This window comes from Hydrogenophaga intermedia (assembly GCF_000723405.1).
GTDB lineage: Bacteria > Pseudomonadota > Gammaproteobacteria > Burkholderiales > Burkholderiaceae_C > Hydrogenophaga > Hydrogenophaga intermedia.
In genome coordinates this window covers 68,424-84,533 of record NZ_CCAE010000018.1, presented here as the reverse complement: position 1 = coordinate 84,533, position 16,110 = coordinate 68,424, and the positions used below count along the sequence as shown (strand labels likewise).

The window sequence follows — 16,110 nt, the reverse complement described above, 5'->3', positions numbered from 1 at the left end:
TGGCGGGGGGCCGGCGCCGGGGTCGGGCTCGGCGCGGGAGCCGGGGTGGGCGCCGCCGCTGGCGAAGGCGCCGGTGAGTGAGTGGGTGTCGGCGAAGGACTGGGCGCCGGGGCCGGCCGGCTCGCGCCCGCCAACGGCGGCGCGCCATCGCGGCCGGGGATCTCGATCGGGATGTCCACCGCGATCGGGCGCGGCTGGCTGTCGAACAGCAACGGGAAGCCGATGACGCCGGCGGCGACCAGGATGCTGGCGCCGATGAGGCGGTGCCGCGCCCGGCGGCGCACCGCTTCGATGGTGGGAGGCGGTGCGGATGCGCTGCCCTGGGAGCCGGAGCGTGAGCTGATCATGGGGTCGCGAGGGCCTGGGTCGGCACGGTTCAGGCGGCGAGGTGCGGGGCCGCGAGTTTCGGCAATCCGTCCTGCAGCACACCACCGACGGTGTAGAACGAGCCAAAGACCACGATTCTATCAGCGGGGTCCACCGCGCTCAGGGCCGCGGCCAATGCCTCACGCGGGCTCGCATGGGTGCTGGTTTCGCGCGGAATGGCGCCGGGCAGGGCCTCGATGAGGGGCCGCAGATCCGCGGCCCGGCTCGCGCGCGGCAAAGGCAGATCGGTGAGGTACCAGTGGTCGATCAGTGGCGCGATGCGCGCCAGCATGGTGTTCAGGTCCTTGTCGGCCATGGCGCCGAACACGGCGTGCGTGCGCGGGTAGAAGCCCATGGCGTCGAGATTGACCGCGAGCGCGGCCACCGAGTGCGGGTTGTGCGCCACGTCGAGCACCAGCGTAGGCCGCCCGGGCAGGATCTGGAAACGCCCGGGCAGCTCCACCAGCACGAAGCCGGTTCGCACCGCCTGGGCCGTGACGGGCAGGCGCCCCCGCAGGGTTTCGATGGCGGCGAGCACGCCGGCCGCGTTGAGCAACTGGTTGGCGCCGCGCAGCGCCGGGTAGGCCAGGCCGCTGTAGCGTCGCCCGCCGCGCGAGGGGTGCGTGGCCCACCCCCACTGCTGCTGGTCGCCCGCGACGTGGAAATCGGCGCCCACGCGCCAGAGGTCGGCGTCGATCTCGCGGGCGTGGTCGATCACGCTCTGCGGCACCGCCGGGTCGCTCACTACCACGGGGCGACCGGTGCGCATGATGCCGGCCTTCTCGCGGCCGATGCTTTCGCGGTCGGGGCCCAGCAGGGCCATGTGGTCGAGGTCGATGCTGGTGATGACGGCGCAGTCGGCGTCGAGGATGTTGACCGCGTCGAGCCGGCCGCCCAGGCCGACCTCGAGGATGGCCACGTCCACCGCCGCGCGCGCGATGACGCGCAGGATGGCCAGCGTGGTGAACTCGAAGTAGGTCAGGCTCACCTCGGGCTCGCCGCCCTGGCCGCGCCGCGCCACGTCCACCTCGGCCATGGCGGGCACCAACTCCTCGGCCGACACCACCTCGCCGCCGATGCGGCAGCGTTCCTCGAAATGCACCAGGTGCGGCGAGGTGTACACGCCGGTGCGGTACCCCGATTGCGTGTAGATGGACTCCAGCATGGCGCAGGTGCTGCCCTTGCCGTTGGTGCCGGCCACGGTGATCACCGGGCAATTCAGTTGCAGGCCCATGCGCCGCGCCACGGTCTGCACGCGCTCCAGGCCCATGTCGATGGCCTGCGGGTGCAGGCGCTCGGCGTGGGCGAGCCAGTCGGCCAGCGACACGGGATGGTCGGGAACGGGGATCTCAAGCATCCGGCGATTGTCCCACCCACCTCCTGGCCCGACAGTCGTGACGGACAATCCCCGACCATGATCACGCTGCATGGCATTCCCAACTGCGACACGGTGAAGAAGGCGCGCGCCTGGCTGGACGCCAACGGCCGCGAACACCGCTTCCACGACTTCAAGAAACAGGGCGTGCCCGAGGCCGAACTGGACGCCTGGCTGGCCAGCGCCGGCTGGGAAACCCTGGTGAACCGCAAGGGCACCACCTGGCGCAAGCTCGACGACGCCACCCGCGCCGCCGTGGTAGACACCGCCAGCGCGCGCCGCCTGCTGCTGGAGCAGCCCAGCCTGATCAAGCGGCCCGTGGTGCGGTGGAGCGACGGCGCCCTCACCGTGGGCTTCGACGCCGCGGACTGGGCCGGCAGGCGCTGAGCCGCATCACCCCACCCCGACCGCCTACCGCGGGGCCGCGACCTAAAATCGCGGCTTTGCCTTCTCCACGCCCTCCATCACCATGACCACCACCCAGATCAGCGGCGTCACCGTCGCCACCCAGGCCAATGTGTACTTCGACGGCAAGTGCGTGAGCCACAGCCTCACCCTGGCCGACGGCACGAAACAGTCGGTGGGCGTGGTCCTGCCGGCCGAGCTGACCTTCAAGACCGGCGCGGCCGAGATCATGGAATGCGTGGCCGGCGGCTGCGAATACCGCCTCGCGGGCAGCACCGAATGGAAACGCTCGGGCCCCGGCGAGCGCTTCTCCGTCGCCGCCAACAGCAGCTTCGACATCCGTGTGAGCGAGGCCTACCACTACATCTGCCACTTCGGCTGATCCCGCCACCCTCAGGACACCCGACATGGCCACCATCCTGCAACACCTGCCCACGCAACAGAAGGTCGGCATCGCCTTCTCCGGCGGCCTGGACACCAGCGCCGCCCTGCTGTGGATGAAGAAGAAGGGCGCCCTGCCCTACGCCTACACCGCCCACCTCGGCCAGCCCGACGAGGACGACTACGACGCCATCCCGCGCAAGGCCATGGCCTACGGCGCCGAGAAGGCCCGCCTGATCGACTGCCGCCTGCAACTGGCGCACGAGGGCATCGCCGCGCTGCAAAGCGGCGCCTTCCACATCAGCACCGCCGGCATCACCTACTTCAACACCACGCCGCTGGGCCGCGCCGTTACCGGCACCATGCTGGTGGCCGCCATGAAGGAAGACGACGTCCACATCTGGGGCGACGGGTCCACCTTCAAGGGCAACGACATCGAGCGCTTCTACCGCTACGGCCTGCTCACCAACCCGAGCCTGAAGATCTACAAGCCCTGGCTCGACCAGCGCTTCATCGACGAGCTCGGCGGCCGCAAGGAGATGAGCGAGTTCCTCATCGCCAACGGCTTCGACTACAAGATGAGCGTGGAGAAGGCCTACAGCACCGACAGCAACATGCTCGGTGCCACCCACGAGGCCAAGGACCTGGAGCACCTGAACTCGGGCATCCGCATCGTCAACCCCATCATGGGCGTGCCCTTCTGGCGCGAGGACTGCGCGGTCAAGCCCGAAGAGGTGACGGTGCGCTTCGAGGAGGGCCAGCCCGTCGCCCTCAACGGCCAGACCTTCGCCAGCCCCGTGGACCTGATCCTGAAGGCCAACGAGATTGGCGGCCGCCACGGCCTGGGCATGAGCGACCAGATCGAGAACCGCATCATCGAGGCCAAGAGCCGCGGCATCTACGAGGCCCCGGGCCTGGCGCTGCTGTTCATCGCTTACGAACGCCTGGTCACCGGCATCCACAACGAAGACACCATCGAGCAGTACCGCATCAACGGCCTCAAGCTCGGCCGCCTGCTCTACCAGGGCCGCTGGTTCGACCCGCAGGCCATCATGCTGCGCGAATCGGCCCAGCGCTGGGTGGCGCGCGCCATCACGGGCGAGGTCACGGTCGAGCTGCGCCGCGGCAACGATTACTCCATCCTCAACACCGACAGCCCCAACCTCACCTACGCGCCCGAGCGGCTGTCGATGGAGAAGGTGGAGGACGCGCCCTTCACGCCGCTGGACCGCATCGGCCAGCTCACCATGCGCAACCTCGACATCACCGACACGCGCAGCAAGCTGGGTGTCTACACCCGCACGGGCCTGCTGACGGGTGGCGATGGCACCGACATGCTCAAGCTCGGCAAGGACTGAAGCGAGTACACCGCCCCCGCTAGAAGGGCTCGCCAGTTGGCGGGCCCTTTTTTGTTGGCCACCCTCCGGCCAGCGCCGCGTTCAGACCCGCAGCAGGCCCCGAAACCCGCGCGAGGCGTAGTAGGACTGCACGCCGTTGTGGTACGTGAACACCCGCCCGAAGCGGCGATCACAGAACAGCCCCCCGCCGAGCGCGCGGATCTCCTTCGGCGCGACCACCCAACTCGAGGTCTTCAGGTCGAATTCGCCCAGCTCCTGCAGTTGGCGGTACCGCGCCTCGTCAAGCATCTCGATGCCCATCTCGTCGGCCAGGCCCATGGCGCTGCCCTGCGGCTTGTTCTCCTTGCGCGCGGCCAGGGCCTCGCGGTCGTAGCACAGGCTGCGACGGCCCGTGGGGGTTTCCGGCGAGCAGTCGCAGAAGAGGAACGGCCCCGAGGATTTCTCGCGACCGATGACGTCCGGCTCGCCGCCCGTGGCCTCCATCTGGCGCAAGGACTCCAGGGCCTTCGGGTTCTTCTCCAGCCGCGCGCGCACCTCTGCCCAATCCAGGCCCTTGTGGCGCTCGGAATGCTTCTCGAAGCGGGTCTTCAGCGTCTGCAGCAGTTGGTCGCGTTCGGTCGTCTTCATGGTGGTGTTGCCCTTCATTGCCTCAGGATCTTTTCCATGGCCTTGCCCTTGGCCAGCTCGTCGATCAGCTTGTCCAGGTAGCGGATCTTGCGCATCAGCGGGTCCTCGACCTCCTCCACCCGCACGCCGCAGACCACGCCCTTGATGAGCGCGGTATTCGGGTGCATGCGCGGCGCCTCGGCAAAGAAGGTCTCCAGGTCGTTCTCCCCCTCGATCTGCTGGCGCAGCCCCGCCGCGTCGTAACCGGTCAGCCAGCAAATGATCTGATCCACCTCTTCGCTGGTGCGTTGCTTTCGCTGGGCTTTTTGCACGTACAGGGCATGGATCTTCGCGAACCTGTACGAGAACACCGGGTGTCTGGCCATCGTCATGCCTCCCTGAAGTGCGTTCAGATCACCACCGGCTCCGGCTCCAGCCGGATGCCGAAGCGCTCGTACACGCTGGTCTGGATCGCCTTGGCCAGCGTGACCACCTCGCCCCCGGTGGCCCCGCCACGGTTCACCAGCACCAGGGCCTGCTTGTCGTACACGCCCGCGTTGCCCACACCGCGCCCTTTCCAGCCGCAGGCGTCGATCAGCCAGCCCGCCGCCAGCTTCACCGTGCCGTCGGGCATGGGGTAGTGCACCACCTTCGGGTCGCGGGCGATGATGTCCGCGCACTGGTCCGGCGTGACCGTGGGGTTCTTGAAGAAGCTGCCGGCGTTGCCGATCACCGCCGGGTCCGGCAGCTTGGCGCGGCGGATGCCGCAGATCCAGTCGAAGATCGTGCGGGCGTCCGGCGCGGTGTTGCCCGTTTCGGCGATCTTGCGCTCCAGATCCGCATAACCCAGCACCGGCTTCCAGGCCTTGGGCAGCCAGAAACGCACCCGCGTGATCAACGCGCGCCCGCCCAGGCCGAAGTCGCGTGCGTCGGTGGGTACGTGCTTGAACACCGAATCGCGGTAGCCGAAGCCGCATTGCCCGGCGTCGAGCGTGAAAGTCTCGCCCGTGCGCAGGTCGATGGCGTCGAGCGAATGGAAGCGGTCCTGCAGTTCCACCCCGTAGGCGCCGATGTTCTGCACTGGCGATGCCCCCACCGTGCCCGGGATGAGCGCCAGGTTTTCCAGCCCGGGCCAACCCTGCTCCAGCGTCCATTGCACGAAGGCGTGCCAGTTCTCGCCCGCGCCGGCCTCCACCAGCCAGCCCTTGGGCGTTTCCTCCACCAGGCGCCGGCCGGCGATCTCCACCTTGAGCACCAAAGGCCTCACATCGCCCGTGATCACCAGGTTGCTGCCACCGCCCAGCACGAACGGGGCGGCCACGCGGGTGAGCTCGTCCCAGGGCGCGCAAGCGCGCAGCGCGGCCAGGTCGGCCTCGTCGCGGATGCGCGCGAGGTGGTGGGCCTTGGCCACAATGCCAAAGCTGTTGTAGCCCTGTAGAGGCACCTGCTTCTCGACTATCATGGCCGCGATTTTCTCACCCACTTCGCACCCGCCATGCCCTCGTTCGACACCGTCCTTGAAGCCGATCTCGTTGAAGTCAAGAATGCCGTCGATCAGGTCGCGCGCGAGATCGGCACGCGCTTCGATTTCAAGGGCACCAGCGCCGCGATCGAGTTCAAGGACAAGGAAATCACGCTGCACGGCGACGCCGATTTCCAGCTCCAGCAGATCGAGGACGTGCTGCGCAACAAGCTGGCCAAGCGCAACGTGGACGTGCGCTTCCTCGACATGGGCAAGGTCGAGAAGGTGGGCGGCGACAAGGTCAAGCAGGTGGCCAAGGTGCGCAATGGCATCGCCACCGAAGACGGCAAGAAGATCCAGCAGGCCATCAAGGCCAGCAAGCTCAAGGTGCAGGCCGCCATCCAGGGCGACGCGGTGCGCGTGACCGGCGCCAAGCGCGACGATCTGCAGGCCACCATGGCCATCATCAAGAGCGAGATGAAGGATCTGCCCTTGTCCTTCAACAATTTTCGCGATTGAACATGCGGCGCGGGGTCCTCGCGGCGGTGCTGTGCAGCGCGGCCGCCATGGGCTTCGCGCAATCGGTGTCGCTCTCCGGCGTGTCGGGCAGCAAGGCCCTGATCGTCATCGACGGGGGCGCGCCGCGCTTCATGGCCGCCGGCCAGGCGCACCAGGGTGTGCGCCTGGTGTCCTTGCAGGGCGACACGGCGGTCATCGACATTGGGGGGAAACGCCAGACCCTGCGCTTGGGGGAAGCCCCGGTGCACCTGGGTGGCGTGGCGACCGAGGCATCAGGCGGGAGCCAACGCGTGGTACTCACGGCCGATGGCAGCGGCCATTTCATGCCCCAAGGCCAGATCAACGGCCGCGCCGTGCAGTTCATGGTGGACACCGGCGCCACGCAGGTCATCCTCGGCGAGTCCGAGGCCAAACGCATCAACCTCGACTACCAGCGCGGCCAGCGCGTCACCGTGCAGACCGCCAACGGCGCGGCCATCGGCTACCGCCTCAACCTCGATTCGGTGCGCGTGGGCGACGCGCAGGTGCATGCGGTGGGCGCCATCGTGCTGCCGCAGCCCATGCCTTATGTGCTGCTGGGCAACAGCTTTCTCTCGCGCTTCCAGATGCAGCGCAACAACGACCAGATGACGCTGGAAAAGCGCTACTGACGGAGCACACCCCTGCGGCGCTTCGCGCCACCCCCTCAAGGGGGCAACACCTGCGGCCCGGCAAAGCCGGTTCCGCGGTGTTTCTCGATCAGACAGCGCGCTCCGACACGGCAGCGGTGACGACGATCTCGATGCGGTACGCCGGGTTGGCCAGCGCGGCCTGCACGGTGGCGCGCGGCGGCGCGGCGCCGGGCACCACCCAGGCGTCCCACACCTCGTTCATGGCGGCGATGTCGCGGATGTCGGTGAGGTAGATCTCGGCCCGCAGGATGCGCGACTTGTCGCTGCCGCATTCCTGCAGGCGCTGCGCCACCTGCTGCAGCACGTCCTCGGTCTGGCCGCGGATGTCGGTGTCGCCCCGCTCGGGCACCATGCCCGCCAGGAACACGGTGCCGTTGAACACGGCGGCTTCGCTGTAGCGCGCGGCCATGCCGACGCGGGTGATGTCCTTCTGGCTCATTGTTTCTTCGCTCCCAGTTTGCTTTCCTTGCCGGCCAGCAGGCGGTTGATGTTCTCGGCGTGGCGCCACACCAGCAGCACCGCCATCACGGCCAGGCTCAGCACCATCACGCCCGGCGCCTCCCAGGCCACGCCGCCACCCAGCAGGTAGTAGGCCGGCGCGAACACCGCCGTGACGATCGACGCCAGCGAGGAGTAGCGGAAGAAGAAGGCGATGATCAGCCAGGTGAGCAGCGAGGCCAGCCCCAGCCAGGGGTTGAAGCCCAGGATGACGCCGGCCGCCGTGGCGACACCCTTGCCGCCCTCGAACTTGAAGAAGACGGGGAACAGGTGCCCCAGGAAGGCTGCCAGCCCCACCAGCGCCACCGTGCCCGCGCCCAGGCCGAAGGGCTCGCCCCAGTGCATCACCACGAACACCGGCAACCAGCCCTTCACCGCGTCCAGCAGCAGCGTGACGATGGCCGCCGCCTTGCTGCCCGAGCGCAGCACGTTGGTGGCGCCGGGGTTCTTGCTGCCGTAGGTGCGGGGGTCGGACAGGCCCATCAGGCGGCTCACGATCACCGCGAAGGAGAGGGATCCGATCAGATAGGCGGCCACGGTGGCCAACGCGGGATAGAGCGCTTGCAAGGGCATCTCCTCGGTCAATTCTTGTGGTGGGCGCGAAGCGCGCGCGTCATTCTGCCAGCGCGCACTGCACCGGTTTCGCGCCCAGCGGGCCGCTCAGCACGGCGGGCTCGATGCCCACCAGGAAGCCGCGCCGCCCGCCGTTGATCCACAGGCGCGGCAGCTCAAGAACGGTCGACTCCACGTACACCGGCATCGCCCGCTTGAGCCCGAAGGGCGAGGTGCCGCCCACCAGGTAACCGCTGTGGCGGTTGGCCACCTCGGGCTTGCAGGGCTCCACCGATTTCGCTCCGATCTGGCGCGCCAGGTTCTTGGTGGACACGGTGCGGTTGCCATGCATGAGCACGGCCAGCGGTTTGCCAGATTCGTCCTGCATGATCAGCGTCTTGACCACCGCGAAAGGATCCAGGCCCAGCACCTGTGCGCTGTGCTGGGCCCCACCGTGCTCCAGGTACTCGTAGGGATGCTCGGTGTACGGCACGCCATGCGCCTTGAGCCAGGCCGTGGCCTGGGTCTCGCTGACGTGCGTCGCCTTCTTGCTCACTGCGCGGGGTCGCGGCTGTCCCAGCGGATCTTGTCCACCGCAGCGAGCAGCTCGGGCGTAAGCGTGGTGCCCCAGGCGTCCAGGCACTCGTCGAGCTGGGCCACGGTGGTCACACCGATGATGGTGCTGGCCACGCGCCAGTTGGTGTAGCAGAAGGCCAGCGCCAGTTGCGAGGGCGTGAGGCCGTGCTCATGCGCCAGCGCGTTGTAGCGCTTCGCGGTGGCCAGCGCCTCGGGCCGGCCCCAGCGCTGCTTGCGCATGCTCTCGAAGATCGCCAGCCGGCCGTGCTCGCCCACCAGGCCAGTGTTGTCGTACTTGCCCGTGAGCAGTCCGAAGCCCAATGGCGAATAGGCCAACAGGGACACGCCCAGGCGGTGGCTGGTCTCATCGAGCCCGTTTTCGTAGCTGCGGTTGATCAGGCAGTACGGGTTCTGCACCGTCGCCACGCGCGGCAGGCCGTGCTGTTCGGCCAGGCGCACGAACTCGTGCACGCCATACGGTGTTTCATTGGACAGGCCGATGGCGCGCACCTTGCCCGCCTTCACCAGCTCGGCCATGGCCTCCAGCTGTTCGTGGATGGAGGCGCAAGGCTTGTCCTTGCTCGGGTCGAACACCAGTGCGCCGAAGGCCGGCAGGTTGCGCGCGGGCCAGTGGATCTGGTACAGGTCGATCACGTCCGTCTGCAGGCGGCGCAGGCTTCCCTCGCAGGCCTTCACGATCTCGGCCTTGCTCAGGCCCGCGTTGTCACCGCGGATCCACGGCATGCCGCGCGACGGCCCCGCCACCTTGGTGGCCAGCACCAGCTTCTGACGCTGGCCCGGGTGTCTGGCGAACCAGTTGCCGATGATGGTCTCGGTGGACCCGCAGGTCTCGGCGCGCGCGGGCACCGAATACATCTCGGCCGCGTCGAGGAAGTCCACGCCGCGCTCGACGGCGCGGTCAAGGATGCGGTGCGCGGTGGCTTCATCCACCTGCTCGCCGAAGGTCATGGTGCCGAGGCAGATGGGGGTGACTTGAAGGGGGCTCTGGCCGAGTGAAACGGGTTTCATGCAAGGATTTGTAAATTCAGAAGAGTCCTACGGAGGCGGTATCCGGGCAGGGGTATAAGTTTAGGCGCTGGGCTACAACCCCACGTCGCCGCGCGCCGCGGCGATCTTCCGATCAACAAGAGGAGTCTCATCATGTCCAACACCGTTTCCCGATTCACCCGTGGCTTCACCGTCCTCGCGGCGGCCGCGGCGGTGGCCGTCACCGGCTGCGCCAACATGAGCGAAACGCAGCGCGACAGTGCCAAGGGTGCCGGCATCGGTGCCGCCGCCGGTGTCGTGCTGGGCGGCCTCACGGGTGGCTCCAAGGGCGCGGCGCAAGGCGCCGTGCTGGGCGCGGGCGCCGGTGCGCTGGGCGGCTACATCTGGTCCACGCGCATGCAGGAACAGAAGAAGCAAATGGAAGCGGCCACCGCCGGCACAGGCATCGGCGTGAGCCAGACGGCCGACAACCGCCTCAAGCTCGAGGTGCCGGCCGACGCGGGCTTCGCCACCGGCCGCTCGCAACTCAGCCCCACGCTGGTGGGTGTGCTGAGCCAGTTCAGCACCACGCTGCAGCAGAACCAGGCCACGCACGTCACCATCATCGGCCACACCGACAGCTCGGGCAGCGACGCCATCAACAACCCGCTGTCTTTCGACCGCGCCAATGCCACGCGTGACTACCTGGTGGGCCGCGGCGTCTCGGCCACGCGCATCACCACCGACGGCCGCGGCTCGCGCGAGCCGGTGGCCGACAACGGCACGCCCCAGGGCCGGGCCATGAACCGGCGCGTGGAGATCTACGTGGCCGAACCAGCCAGCACCGCAGCGCGCTGACCGAATCCTGCTGTCACCTCCTTCAAGCCCGGCCGCGCGCCGGGCTTTTTTTACAGCTTGGCCATCACATGCCGCGCCACGGTGTAGTCCTCCAGCGCGTACATCGACATGTCCTTGCCGTAGCCGCTGTGCTTCAGGCCGCCGTGCGGCATCTCGTTCACCAGCATGAAGTGTGTGTTGATCCAGGTGCAGCCGTACTGCAGCTTGCGCGCCACCTTCAGCGCGCGGCCCACGTCCTGCGTCCACACCGATGAGGCCAGGCCGTAGTCCGAGTCGTTGGCCCAGGTGATCGCCTCGTCGGGGTCGGAGAAGCGCGTGACCGATACCACGGGGCCGAAGACCTCGCGCCGCACGATCTCGTCGTCCTGGCGGGCGCCGGCGATCACGGTGGGCTCGTAGAAGAAGCCGCCGCCCGCTCGCATCTTGCCGCCGGCCGTGATCTCCATGTGCCCCACCATCTGCGCGCGCTCCACGAAGCTGGCCACGCGGTCGCGCTGGCGGTCGCTGATCAGCGGGCCGAGTTCCACGCCGGCTTCGTCCTGCGTGCCCATCTTGATGGTCTTCACCGCGCTGCTGAGGTCGGCCACCAGCCGGTCGTACACGCGGCTGCCCGCGTACAGGCGGCAGGCGGCCGTGCAGTCCTGCCCCGCGTTGTAGTAGCCGAAGGTGCGGATGCCCTCCACCACCGCGTCGATGTCGGCGTCGTCGAACACGATCACCGGCGCCTTGCCGCCAAGTTCCAGGTGCGTGCGCTTGAGCGTGCCCGTGGCGGCCTGCAGGATCTTGCGGCCCGTGGCCACGTCGCCCGTGAGCGAGACCATGCGCACCAGCGGGTGTTCCACCAGCGGCTGGCCCACGCTGGCGCCGCGCCCGCAGACCACGTTGAACACGCCCTTGGGCAGGACGTCGGCCACCACACGCGCCAGCAGCAGGCTGCTCAGCGGCGTCTGCTCGCTGGGCTTGAGCACCACGGTGTTGCCCGCCGCCAGCGCGGGCGCGATCTTCCAGGCCGCCATCATCAGCGGGTAGTTCCAGGGCGCGATGGAGCCCACCACGCCGATCGGGTCGCGCCGGATCATGCTGGTGTGGCCCGCCAGGTACTCGCCCGCCAGGGGCCCGTGCATGTTGCGCACCGCGCCCGCGAAGTAGCGGAAGCAATCGGCAATGGCGGGGATCTCGTCCTCGAGGGCGCGCGGATAGGGCTTGCCGCAGTTGAGCGACTCGACGCGCGCGAAGGCCTCGGCGTTCGCCTCGACGGCATCGGCCATCTTCAGCAACGCGCGCGAGCGTTCCTGCGGCGTGCTGTCGCCCCAACTGTCGAACGCCCGGTTGGCGGCCAGCACGGCGCGGTGGATCTGCTCGTACGAGGCTTCGGGCACCTCGACCAGCAGTTCACCGGTGGCGGGGTTGAGCACCTTCTCGGCCTCGCCCTCGCCACGCACGAACTGGCCGTCGATGAACAGCTCGGTGTGCAGGCTGCTCGCGAAATCGGGGGTCTTGCCCATGGTGGTCTCCGTGTGCGTTCGAGGTAAAGATCAGCGCCCGGGTTCGTCGGCGCGCGTGAGGTAGTAGGCCGCTAGGATCGGCAGGAAGGTCAGCGCGATGACCACCACCGCCACCACGTTGGTGACGGGCCGCTGGCGCGGGCGGATCAGCTCCTGCAGCATCCAGATGGGCAACGTGGTCTGCTGGCCGGCGGTGAAGGTGGTGACGATGACCTCGTCGAAGCTCAGCGCGAAGGCCAGCAGGCCGCCCGCGAGCAGGGCCGAGCCGAGCTGCGGCAGGATCACGTGGCGGATGGTCTGGAAGGTGTCGGCGCCCAGGTCCATGGACGCCTCGATGAGCGAGGGGCTGGTGCGCCGCAGCCGCGCCACCGCGTTGTTGTAGACCACCACCACGCAGAAGGTGGCGTGGCCAATCACGATGGTCCAGTAGCTGAAGGGAATCTCCAGCGTGCTGTAGGCGCTGCGCAAGGCGATGCCGGTGATGACGCCCGGCAGCGCGATCGGCAGGATCAGCAGCAGCGAGACCGCGTCGCGCCCGAAGAAGCGCGTGCGCGCCAGGCCGGCCGCCGCCAGCGTACCCAACACCATGGCGACGGCCGTGGCCAGCGCCGCCACGCGCAGCGACAGGCCGATGGCGGCCCAGACGTCCTCGCGTTCCCAGGCCACGGCGAACCACTGCGTGGTGAGCGCGGGCGGCGGGAACACGTAGCTCTTGTCCTCGGCGCTGAAGGCGTACAGGATGATCAGCGCCAGCGGTATGTGCAGGAACAGCACCGCGCCCCAGGTGGCCGCGCGCAGGCCCCAGCCGGGCCTCGATGGGTCAGAGCGCATCGAAGGCCCCCAGCTTCTTCGCAAACCACAGGTACACGCCGATCACCACGATGGGCACCAGCGAGAACGCCGCCGCGAAGGGAATGTTGCCCGCCACGCCCTGCTGGCGGACCACCACCTGGCCGATGAACAGCGTGGAGTCGCCGATCACCTGCGGAATGATGTAGTCGCCCAGCGTGAGCGAGAAGGTGAAGATCGACCCCGCCGCGATGCCCGGCATGGCCAGCGGAAAGACCACCCGCCAGAACGTGGTGGCGCCGCGCGCGCCGAGGTCGCTGGAGGCCTCGATGAGCGAACCCGGGATGCGCTCGATGGCCGCCTGGATCGGCAGGATCATGAAGGGCAGCCACATGTAGACGAAGACGACGAAGGTGCCCAGGCGCGAGAACGACAGCGACGGCCCGCCAATGCCCGGTGTGGCGAGCAGTGCGTCCAGCAGCCAGCCCAGGTGCAGCTCGGCCAGCACCCAGCCGATGGCGCCCTCCTTGGCCAGCAGCAGCTTCCACGCATACAGCCGCACCAGGTAGCTCGACCACAGCGGCAGCATCACCGCGATGTAGAGCAGCGCTTTGTGCGGGCCGCGCGCGTAGCGGGCCATGGTGTACGCGATGGGAAAGGCGATCACCGTGCACGCCAGCGTCACCGCCGTGGCCATGAGCACCGTGCGCCACACCACGTCGAGGTTGGCGGGGTCGAACAGGTCGCGGAAGTTCTTCAGCGTCAGCGTGGAGCGGTCCACCACGCCCGAGAACTCGTCGAGCGCGAAGAAGCTGTTGGCCAGCAGCGCGAACAGCGAACCCAGATAGACCACGCCGAACCACAGCAGCGGCGGCACCAGCAGCGCGGCCAATGCCAGCGCGCGGTGGCGGTACAGCACGTCCGACAGGCGCCGCAGCGCGCCGCGGCGGGCGGGCGGCGCGAGCGGCAGCGTCTCGGCCATGGTCATCTCAAGCCCAGCGGGTGCACCGCGTCGGCCGCCCAGCGCAAGCCCACGCGCGTGCCGGGCGCAGGCAGCATCGGGTGCTGCTCGGGGTTCAGGTCCACCGCCAGTGCTTCGCCACCGCAGTCCACGCGAAGGCGCGAGAAAGCGCCGAAGTACATCGCATCAACCACCGTGCCCTGCACCTGCGAGCCGGCCTCGTCCACCAGGTGGATACGCTCGGGCCGCAGCATGGCGCTGGGCAGGCCGGTGAGCGCCTGTGCGCGCTGGCCGTCCAGCACATTGGCCGCGCCCACGAACTCGGCCACGAAGCGCGTGGCCGGCTGGTTGTAGATGGCCGCGGGCGCGCCCACCTGCTCCAGGCGGCCGTTGTTGAACACGCCGATGCGGTCGCTCATGGACAGCGCCTCGTGCTGGTCGTGCGTGATGAACAGGAAGGTGATGCCCAACTGCCGCTGCAGTGCCTTCAGCTCGGTCTGCATCTGCTCGCGCAGCTTCAGGTCCAGCGCGCCCAGGGGCTCGTCCAGCAGCAACACCTGCGGCCGGTTGATGAGCGCGCGCGCCAGGGCCACGCGCTGGCGCTGCCCGCCCGACAACTGCCCGGGGCGGCGCTCGCCCACGCCCGGCAGGCGCACCAGGGCCAGCATCTCTTCGGCGCGGCGGTGCCGCTCGGCCTTGTCCACGCCTTGCACCATGAGCCCATAGGCCACGTTGTCGCGGATGCTCATGTGCGGGAACAACGCGTAGTCCTGGAACACGGTGTTCACCGGCCGTGCGTACGGCGGCTCCAGGGTTACGTCCTGCCCACCGATGCGGATGCGGCCGGCCGTGGGCAGCGTGAAACCGCCGATCATTCGCAAGCACGTGGTCTTGCCCGAGCCCGAGGGCCCGAGCAAGGTGAAGAACTCGCCGCCCTCGATCACGAGGTCGACACCATCGACGGCACGAACCGCCTGCGCACCGCTGCCGAACTGGCAGGACACACCTTCGAGGGCGACAGCGACGGCCATGGGCTCAGCGGCCGCCGAGGACAGCGATGTAGTCCGTGACCCAGCGGTGGTAGGGCACGCAGGCGTTGTTCTGCGTCGCGCACTTGGTGGTGGGCGTCTTCCAGAACGAGATGCGCTCGAAGGACTCGAAGCCCTGGCGCGCGCAGCCATCGTCACCCAACAGCTTGTTGCCCTTGCAGGCCGCGGGCACCGCCGGCACCGAACCGAACCAGGCCGCCAGGTCCCCCTGCAGCTTGGGGTTGAGCGAGTGCTCCATCCACATGTACGCGCAGTTCTTGTTCTTGGCGTCCACGTGCATCATGGTCGTGTCGGCCCAACCGGTGGCTCCTTCGGTGGGCACCACGGTGGCCACCGGCCGGTTCTTGCTCTTGAGGATGTTGGCCATGAACTGCCAACTGCTGGACGCCACCACGCCCTCGTTGGTGAAGTCGTCGATCTGCACGAAGGCGTCGTGCCAGTACTTGCCCACCAGCTTGCGCTGGCCGCGCAGCAGGTCCAGCGCGGCCTTGTACTGCGCCTCGCTCAGTTCGTACGGGTCCTTGATGCCCAGCGCCGGGTTCTTCTTCATCAGGTAGAGCGCGGCGTCGGCGATGTAGATCGGGCCGTCAAAGGCCTGCACACGGCCCTTGTTGCTCTTGCCGTCGGGCAGCGTGGTTTCCTCGAACACCACGCTCCAGCTGGTGGGCGGCTTGTCCTTGAAGACCGTGGTGTTGTACATGAGCACGTTCCAGCCCCACTGGTAGGGCGTGCCGTAGTGCGTGTTGTTCACGTAGTGCCAGGGCGCCTTCTGCAGGCGCTGGTCCACGTTCTTGAAGCTGGGAATCAGGTTCACGTTGATGGGCTGCACGCGCTTGCCGGCGATGAGCCGCATCGACGCGTCGCCCGAGGCGGTGACGAGGTCGAAGCCGCCCTCGTTCATCAGCGCCACCATTTCGTCGGAGGTGCCGGCGGTCTTCACGTTGACCTTGCAACCGCTCTTCTTCTCGAAGTCGGTCACCCAGTCGAAGTTCTTGTCGGTCTGGCCGCGCTCGATGTAGCCGGGCCAGGCCACGATGTCGACCTGGCCTTCGCCCTTGCCGAGCTTGTCCAGGGCCTTCTGGGCCAGTGCCGCGCTGCTGACGGCGCCCAGCGCGAACGCGCAGAGCAGCCCGCCGGTGAGGCGTCGGGCGATGGGGTGGTGTGCGTGTCTCATGGGTCAATCACCTCGGTT

19 protein-coding genes and 1 pseudogene are annotated in these 16,110 nt (G+C 68.3%); 6 read left to right on the top strand and 14 right to left on the bottom strand.

What is annotated here, in order from left to right:
* Nucleotides 1–347, bottom strand: a pseudogene (locus BN948_RS27275) (SPOR domain-containing protein); the annotation flags it as partial.
* Between the two features lie 29 nt (nt 348–376).
* Nucleotides 377–1,723, bottom strand: a complete 1,347-nt coding sequence (gene folC, locus BN948_RS12570; protein ID WP_009518000.1) for a bifunctional tetrahydrofolate synthase/dihydrofolate synthase — start codon at nt 1,721–1,723, stop codon at nt 377–379.
* 57 nt (nt 1,724–1,780) lie between these two features.
* Between folC and BN948_RS12565 the strand changes: the two genes are divergently transcribed.
* The 3 genes from BN948_RS12565 (at nt 1,781) to argG (ending at nt 3,885) form a co-directional block, all read left to right on the top strand.
* The gene (locus tag BN948_RS12565) at nt 1,781–2,128 is read left to right on the top strand and encodes an ArsC family reductase (RefSeq protein ID WP_009517999.1); all 348 of its coding nucleotides are present in this window, start codon (nt 1,781–1,783) and stop codon (nt 2,126–2,128) included.
* 82 nt (nt 2,129–2,210) lie between these two features.
* Entirely contained in the window at nt 2,211–2,528 is a 318-nt protein-coding gene (gene ppnP, locus BN948_RS12560; RefSeq protein WP_009517998.1) for a pyrimidine/purine nucleoside phosphorylase, read from the top strand.
* A gap of 25 nt (nt 2,529–2,553) precedes the next feature.
* Nucleotides 2,554–3,885, top strand: a complete 1,332-nt coding sequence (gene argG / locus BN948_RS12555) for an argininosuccinate synthase (protein WP_009517997.1) — start codon at nt 2,554–2,556, stop codon at nt 3,883–3,885.
* 81 nt (nt 3,886–3,966) lie between these two features.
* Here the strand turns inward: argG and BN948_RS12550 are convergent, their stop codons facing one another.
* The 3 genes from BN948_RS12550 to murB are packed head-to-tail and all read right to left on the bottom strand — an operon-like array spanning nt 3,967 to nt 5,953.
* Nucleotides 3,967–4,530 (bottom strand): DUF4256 domain-containing protein, encoded by a 564-nt coding sequence (locus BN948_RS12550; protein WP_009517996.1) that lies wholly within the window; start codon nt 4,528–4,530, stop codon nt 3,967–3,969.
* Nucleotides 4,527–4,883, bottom strand: coding sequence for a DUF2200 domain-containing protein (locus BN948_RS12545; protein ID WP_236953911.1), 357 nt, complete (start codon nt 4,881–4,883; stop codon nt 4,527–4,529). The genes BN948_RS12550 and BN948_RS12545 overlap by 4 nt, the downstream gene beginning before the upstream one ends.
* Nucleotides 4,884–4,900: 17 nt before the next feature.
* Nucleotides 4,901–5,953 (bottom strand): UDP-N-acetylmuramate dehydrogenase, encoded by a 1,053-nt coding sequence (murB, locus tag BN948_RS12540; protein WP_009517994.1) that lies wholly within the window; start codon nt 5,951–5,953, stop codon nt 4,901–4,903.
* Between the two features lie 33 nt (nt 5,954–5,986).
* On the opposite strand from murB, the gene BN948_RS12535 reads away from it, so the two are divergent.
* Together BN948_RS12535 and BN948_RS12530 are read left to right on the top strand one after the other, a co-directional pair.
* Nucleotides 5,987–6,472, top strand: coding sequence for a YajQ family cyclic di-GMP-binding protein (locus BN948_RS12535; RefSeq protein ID WP_009517993.1), 486 nt, complete (start codon nt 5,987–5,989; stop codon nt 6,470–6,472).
* Between the two features lie 2 nt (nt 6,473–6,474).
* Nucleotides 6,475–7,122 carry a retropepsin-like aspartic protease family protein gene (locus tag BN948_RS12530; RefSeq protein WP_009517992.1) on the top strand — a complete coding sequence of 216 codons (648 nt, stop codon included), beginning with the start codon at nt 6,475–6,477 and terminating at the stop codon, nt 7,120–7,122.
* An 88-nt stretch (nt 7,123–7,210) separates the two neighbouring features.
* Here the strand turns inward: BN948_RS12530 and BN948_RS12525 are convergent, their stop codons facing one another.
* The 4 genes from BN948_RS12525 to BN948_RS12510 are packed head-to-tail and all read right to left on the bottom strand — an operon-like array spanning nt 7,211 to nt 9,798.
* The gene (locus tag BN948_RS12525; protein ID WP_009517990.1) at nt 7,211–7,582 is read right to left on the bottom strand and encodes a RidA family protein; all 372 of its coding nucleotides are present in this window, start codon (nt 7,580–7,582) and stop codon (nt 7,211–7,213) included.
* Complete coding sequence (gene plsY / locus BN948_RS12520) at nt 7,579–8,208, bottom strand: glycerol-3-phosphate 1-O-acyltransferase PlsY (RefSeq protein ID WP_009517989.1); 630 nt, start codon at nt 8,206–8,208, stop codon at nt 7,579–7,581. Before plsY ends, BN948_RS12525 begins: the two co-directional genes overlap by 4 nt.
* A 46-nt stretch (nt 8,209–8,254) precedes the next feature.
* Complete coding sequence (locus BN948_RS12515; RefSeq protein ID WP_009517988.1) at nt 8,255–8,749, bottom strand: aminoacyl-tRNA deacylase; 495 nt, start codon at nt 8,747–8,749, stop codon at nt 8,255–8,257.
* Nucleotides 8,746–9,798, bottom strand: coding sequence for an aldo/keto reductase (locus tag BN948_RS12510; RefSeq protein WP_009517987.1), 1,053 nt, complete (start codon nt 9,796–9,798; stop codon nt 8,746–8,748). The genes BN948_RS12515 and BN948_RS12510 overlap by 4 nt, the downstream gene beginning before the upstream one ends.
* 132 nt (nt 9,799–9,930) lie before the next feature.
* Here BN948_RS12510 and BN948_RS12505 point away from each other — a divergent pair, with 132 nt between their 5' ends.
* Entirely contained in the window at nt 9,931–10,614 is a 684-nt protein-coding gene (locus tag BN948_RS12505; RefSeq protein WP_009517986.1) for a YiaD family glycine zipper/OmpA-like lipoprotein, read from the top strand.
* Nucleotides 10,615–10,664: 50 nt separating this feature from the next.
* On the opposite strand, the gene BN948_RS12500 is transcribed toward BN948_RS12505, so the two are convergent.
* The 5 genes from BN948_RS12500 to BN948_RS12480 are packed head-to-tail and all read right to left on the bottom strand — an operon-like array spanning nt 10,665 to nt 16,092.
* Nucleotides 10,665–12,119, bottom strand: coding sequence for a gamma-aminobutyraldehyde dehydrogenase (locus BN948_RS12500; RefSeq protein ID WP_009517985.1), 1,455 nt, complete (start codon nt 12,117–12,119; stop codon nt 10,665–10,667).
* Nucleotides 12,120–12,149: 30 nt separating this feature from the next.
* Nucleotides 12,150–12,950, bottom strand: a complete 801-nt coding sequence (locus BN948_RS12495) for an ABC transporter permease (RefSeq protein ID WP_009517983.1) — start codon at nt 12,948–12,950, stop codon at nt 12,150–12,152.
* Nucleotides 12,940–13,890, bottom strand: coding sequence for an ABC transporter permease (locus tag BN948_RS12490; protein ID WP_009517982.1), 951 nt, complete (start codon nt 13,888–13,890; stop codon nt 12,940–12,942). Before BN948_RS12490 ends, BN948_RS12495 begins: the two co-directional genes overlap by 11 nt.
* 2 nt (nt 13,891–13,892) lie before the next feature.
* The gene (locus BN948_RS12485) at nt 13,893–14,900 is read right to left on the bottom strand and encodes an ABC transporter ATP-binding protein (RefSeq protein WP_009517980.1); all 1,008 of its coding nucleotides are present in this window, start codon (nt 14,898–14,900) and stop codon (nt 13,893–13,895) included.
* A gap of 4 nt (nt 14,901–14,904) precedes the next feature.
* The gene (locus BN948_RS12480; protein WP_035621890.1) at nt 14,905–16,092 is read right to left on the bottom strand and encodes an ABC transporter substrate-binding protein; all 1,188 of its coding nucleotides are present in this window, start codon (nt 16,090–16,092) and stop codon (nt 14,905–14,907) included.
* Between the last annotated feature and the right edge of the window lie 18 nt (nt 16,093–16,110).

Excerpts from the sequence above, each read along its gene's own strand:
- folC (WP_009518000.1), bottom strand. The coding sequence starts at position 1,723 with ATGCTTGAGATCCCCGTTCCCGACCATCCCGTGTCGCTGGCCGACTGG.
- BN948_RS12565 (WP_009517999.1), top strand. The coding sequence starts at position 1,781 with ATGATCACGCTGCATGGCATTCCCAACTGCGACACGGTGAAGAAGGCG.
- ppnP (WP_009517998.1), top strand. The coding sequence starts at position 2,211 with ATGACCACCACCCAGATCAGCGGCGTCACCGTCGCCACCCAGGCCAAT.
- argG (WP_009517997.1), top strand. The coding sequence starts at position 2,554 with ATGGCCACCATCCTGCAACACCTGCCCACGCAACAGAAGGTCGGCATC.
- BN948_RS12550 (WP_009517996.1), bottom strand. The coding sequence starts at position 4,530 with ATGAAGGGCAACACCACCATGAAGACGACCGAACGCGACCAACTGCTG.
- BN948_RS12545 (WP_236953911.1), bottom strand. The coding sequence starts at position 4,883 with ATGACGATGGCCAGACACCCGGTGTTCTCGTACAGGTTCGCGAAGATC.
- murB (WP_009517994.1), bottom strand. The coding sequence starts at position 5,953 with ATGATAGTCGAGAAGCAGGTGCCTCTACAGGGCTACAACAGCTTTGGC.
- BN948_RS12535 (WP_009517993.1), top strand. The coding sequence starts at position 5,987 with ATGCCCTCGTTCGACACCGTCCTTGAAGCCGATCTCGTTGAAGTCAAG.
- BN948_RS12530 (WP_009517992.1), top strand. The coding sequence starts at position 6,475 with ATGCGGCGCGGGGTCCTCGCGGCGGTGCTGTGCAGCGCGGCCGCCATG.
- BN948_RS12525 (WP_009517990.1), bottom strand. The coding sequence starts at position 7,582 with ATGAGCCAGAAGGACATCACCCGCGTCGGCATGGCCGCGCGCTACAGC.
- BN948_RS12510 (WP_009517987.1), bottom strand. The coding sequence starts at position 9,798 with ATGAAACCCGTTTCACTCGGCCAGAGCCCCCTTCAAGTCACCCCCATC.
- BN948_RS12505 (WP_009517986.1), top strand. The coding sequence starts at position 9,931 with ATGTCCAACACCGTTTCCCGATTCACCCGTGGCTTCACCGTCCTCGCG.
- BN948_RS12500 (WP_009517985.1), bottom strand. The coding sequence starts at position 12,119 with ATGGGCAAGACCCCCGATTTCGCGAGCAGCCTGCACACCGAGCTGTTC.
- BN948_RS12495 (WP_009517983.1), bottom strand. The coding sequence starts at position 12,950 with ATGCGCTCTGACCCATCGAGGCCCGGCTGGGGCCTGCGCGCGGCCACC.
- BN948_RS12490 (WP_009517982.1), bottom strand. The coding sequence starts at position 13,890 with ATGGCCGAGACGCTGCCGCTCGCGCCGCCCGCCCGCCGCGGCGCGCTG.
- BN948_RS12485 (WP_009517980.1), bottom strand. The coding sequence starts at position 14,900 with ATGGCCGTCGCTGTCGCCCTCGAAGGTGTGTCCTGCCAGTTCGGCAGC.
- BN948_RS12480 (WP_035621890.1), bottom strand. The coding sequence starts at position 16,092 with ATGAGACACGCACACCACCCCATCGCCCGACGCCTCACCGGCGGGCTG.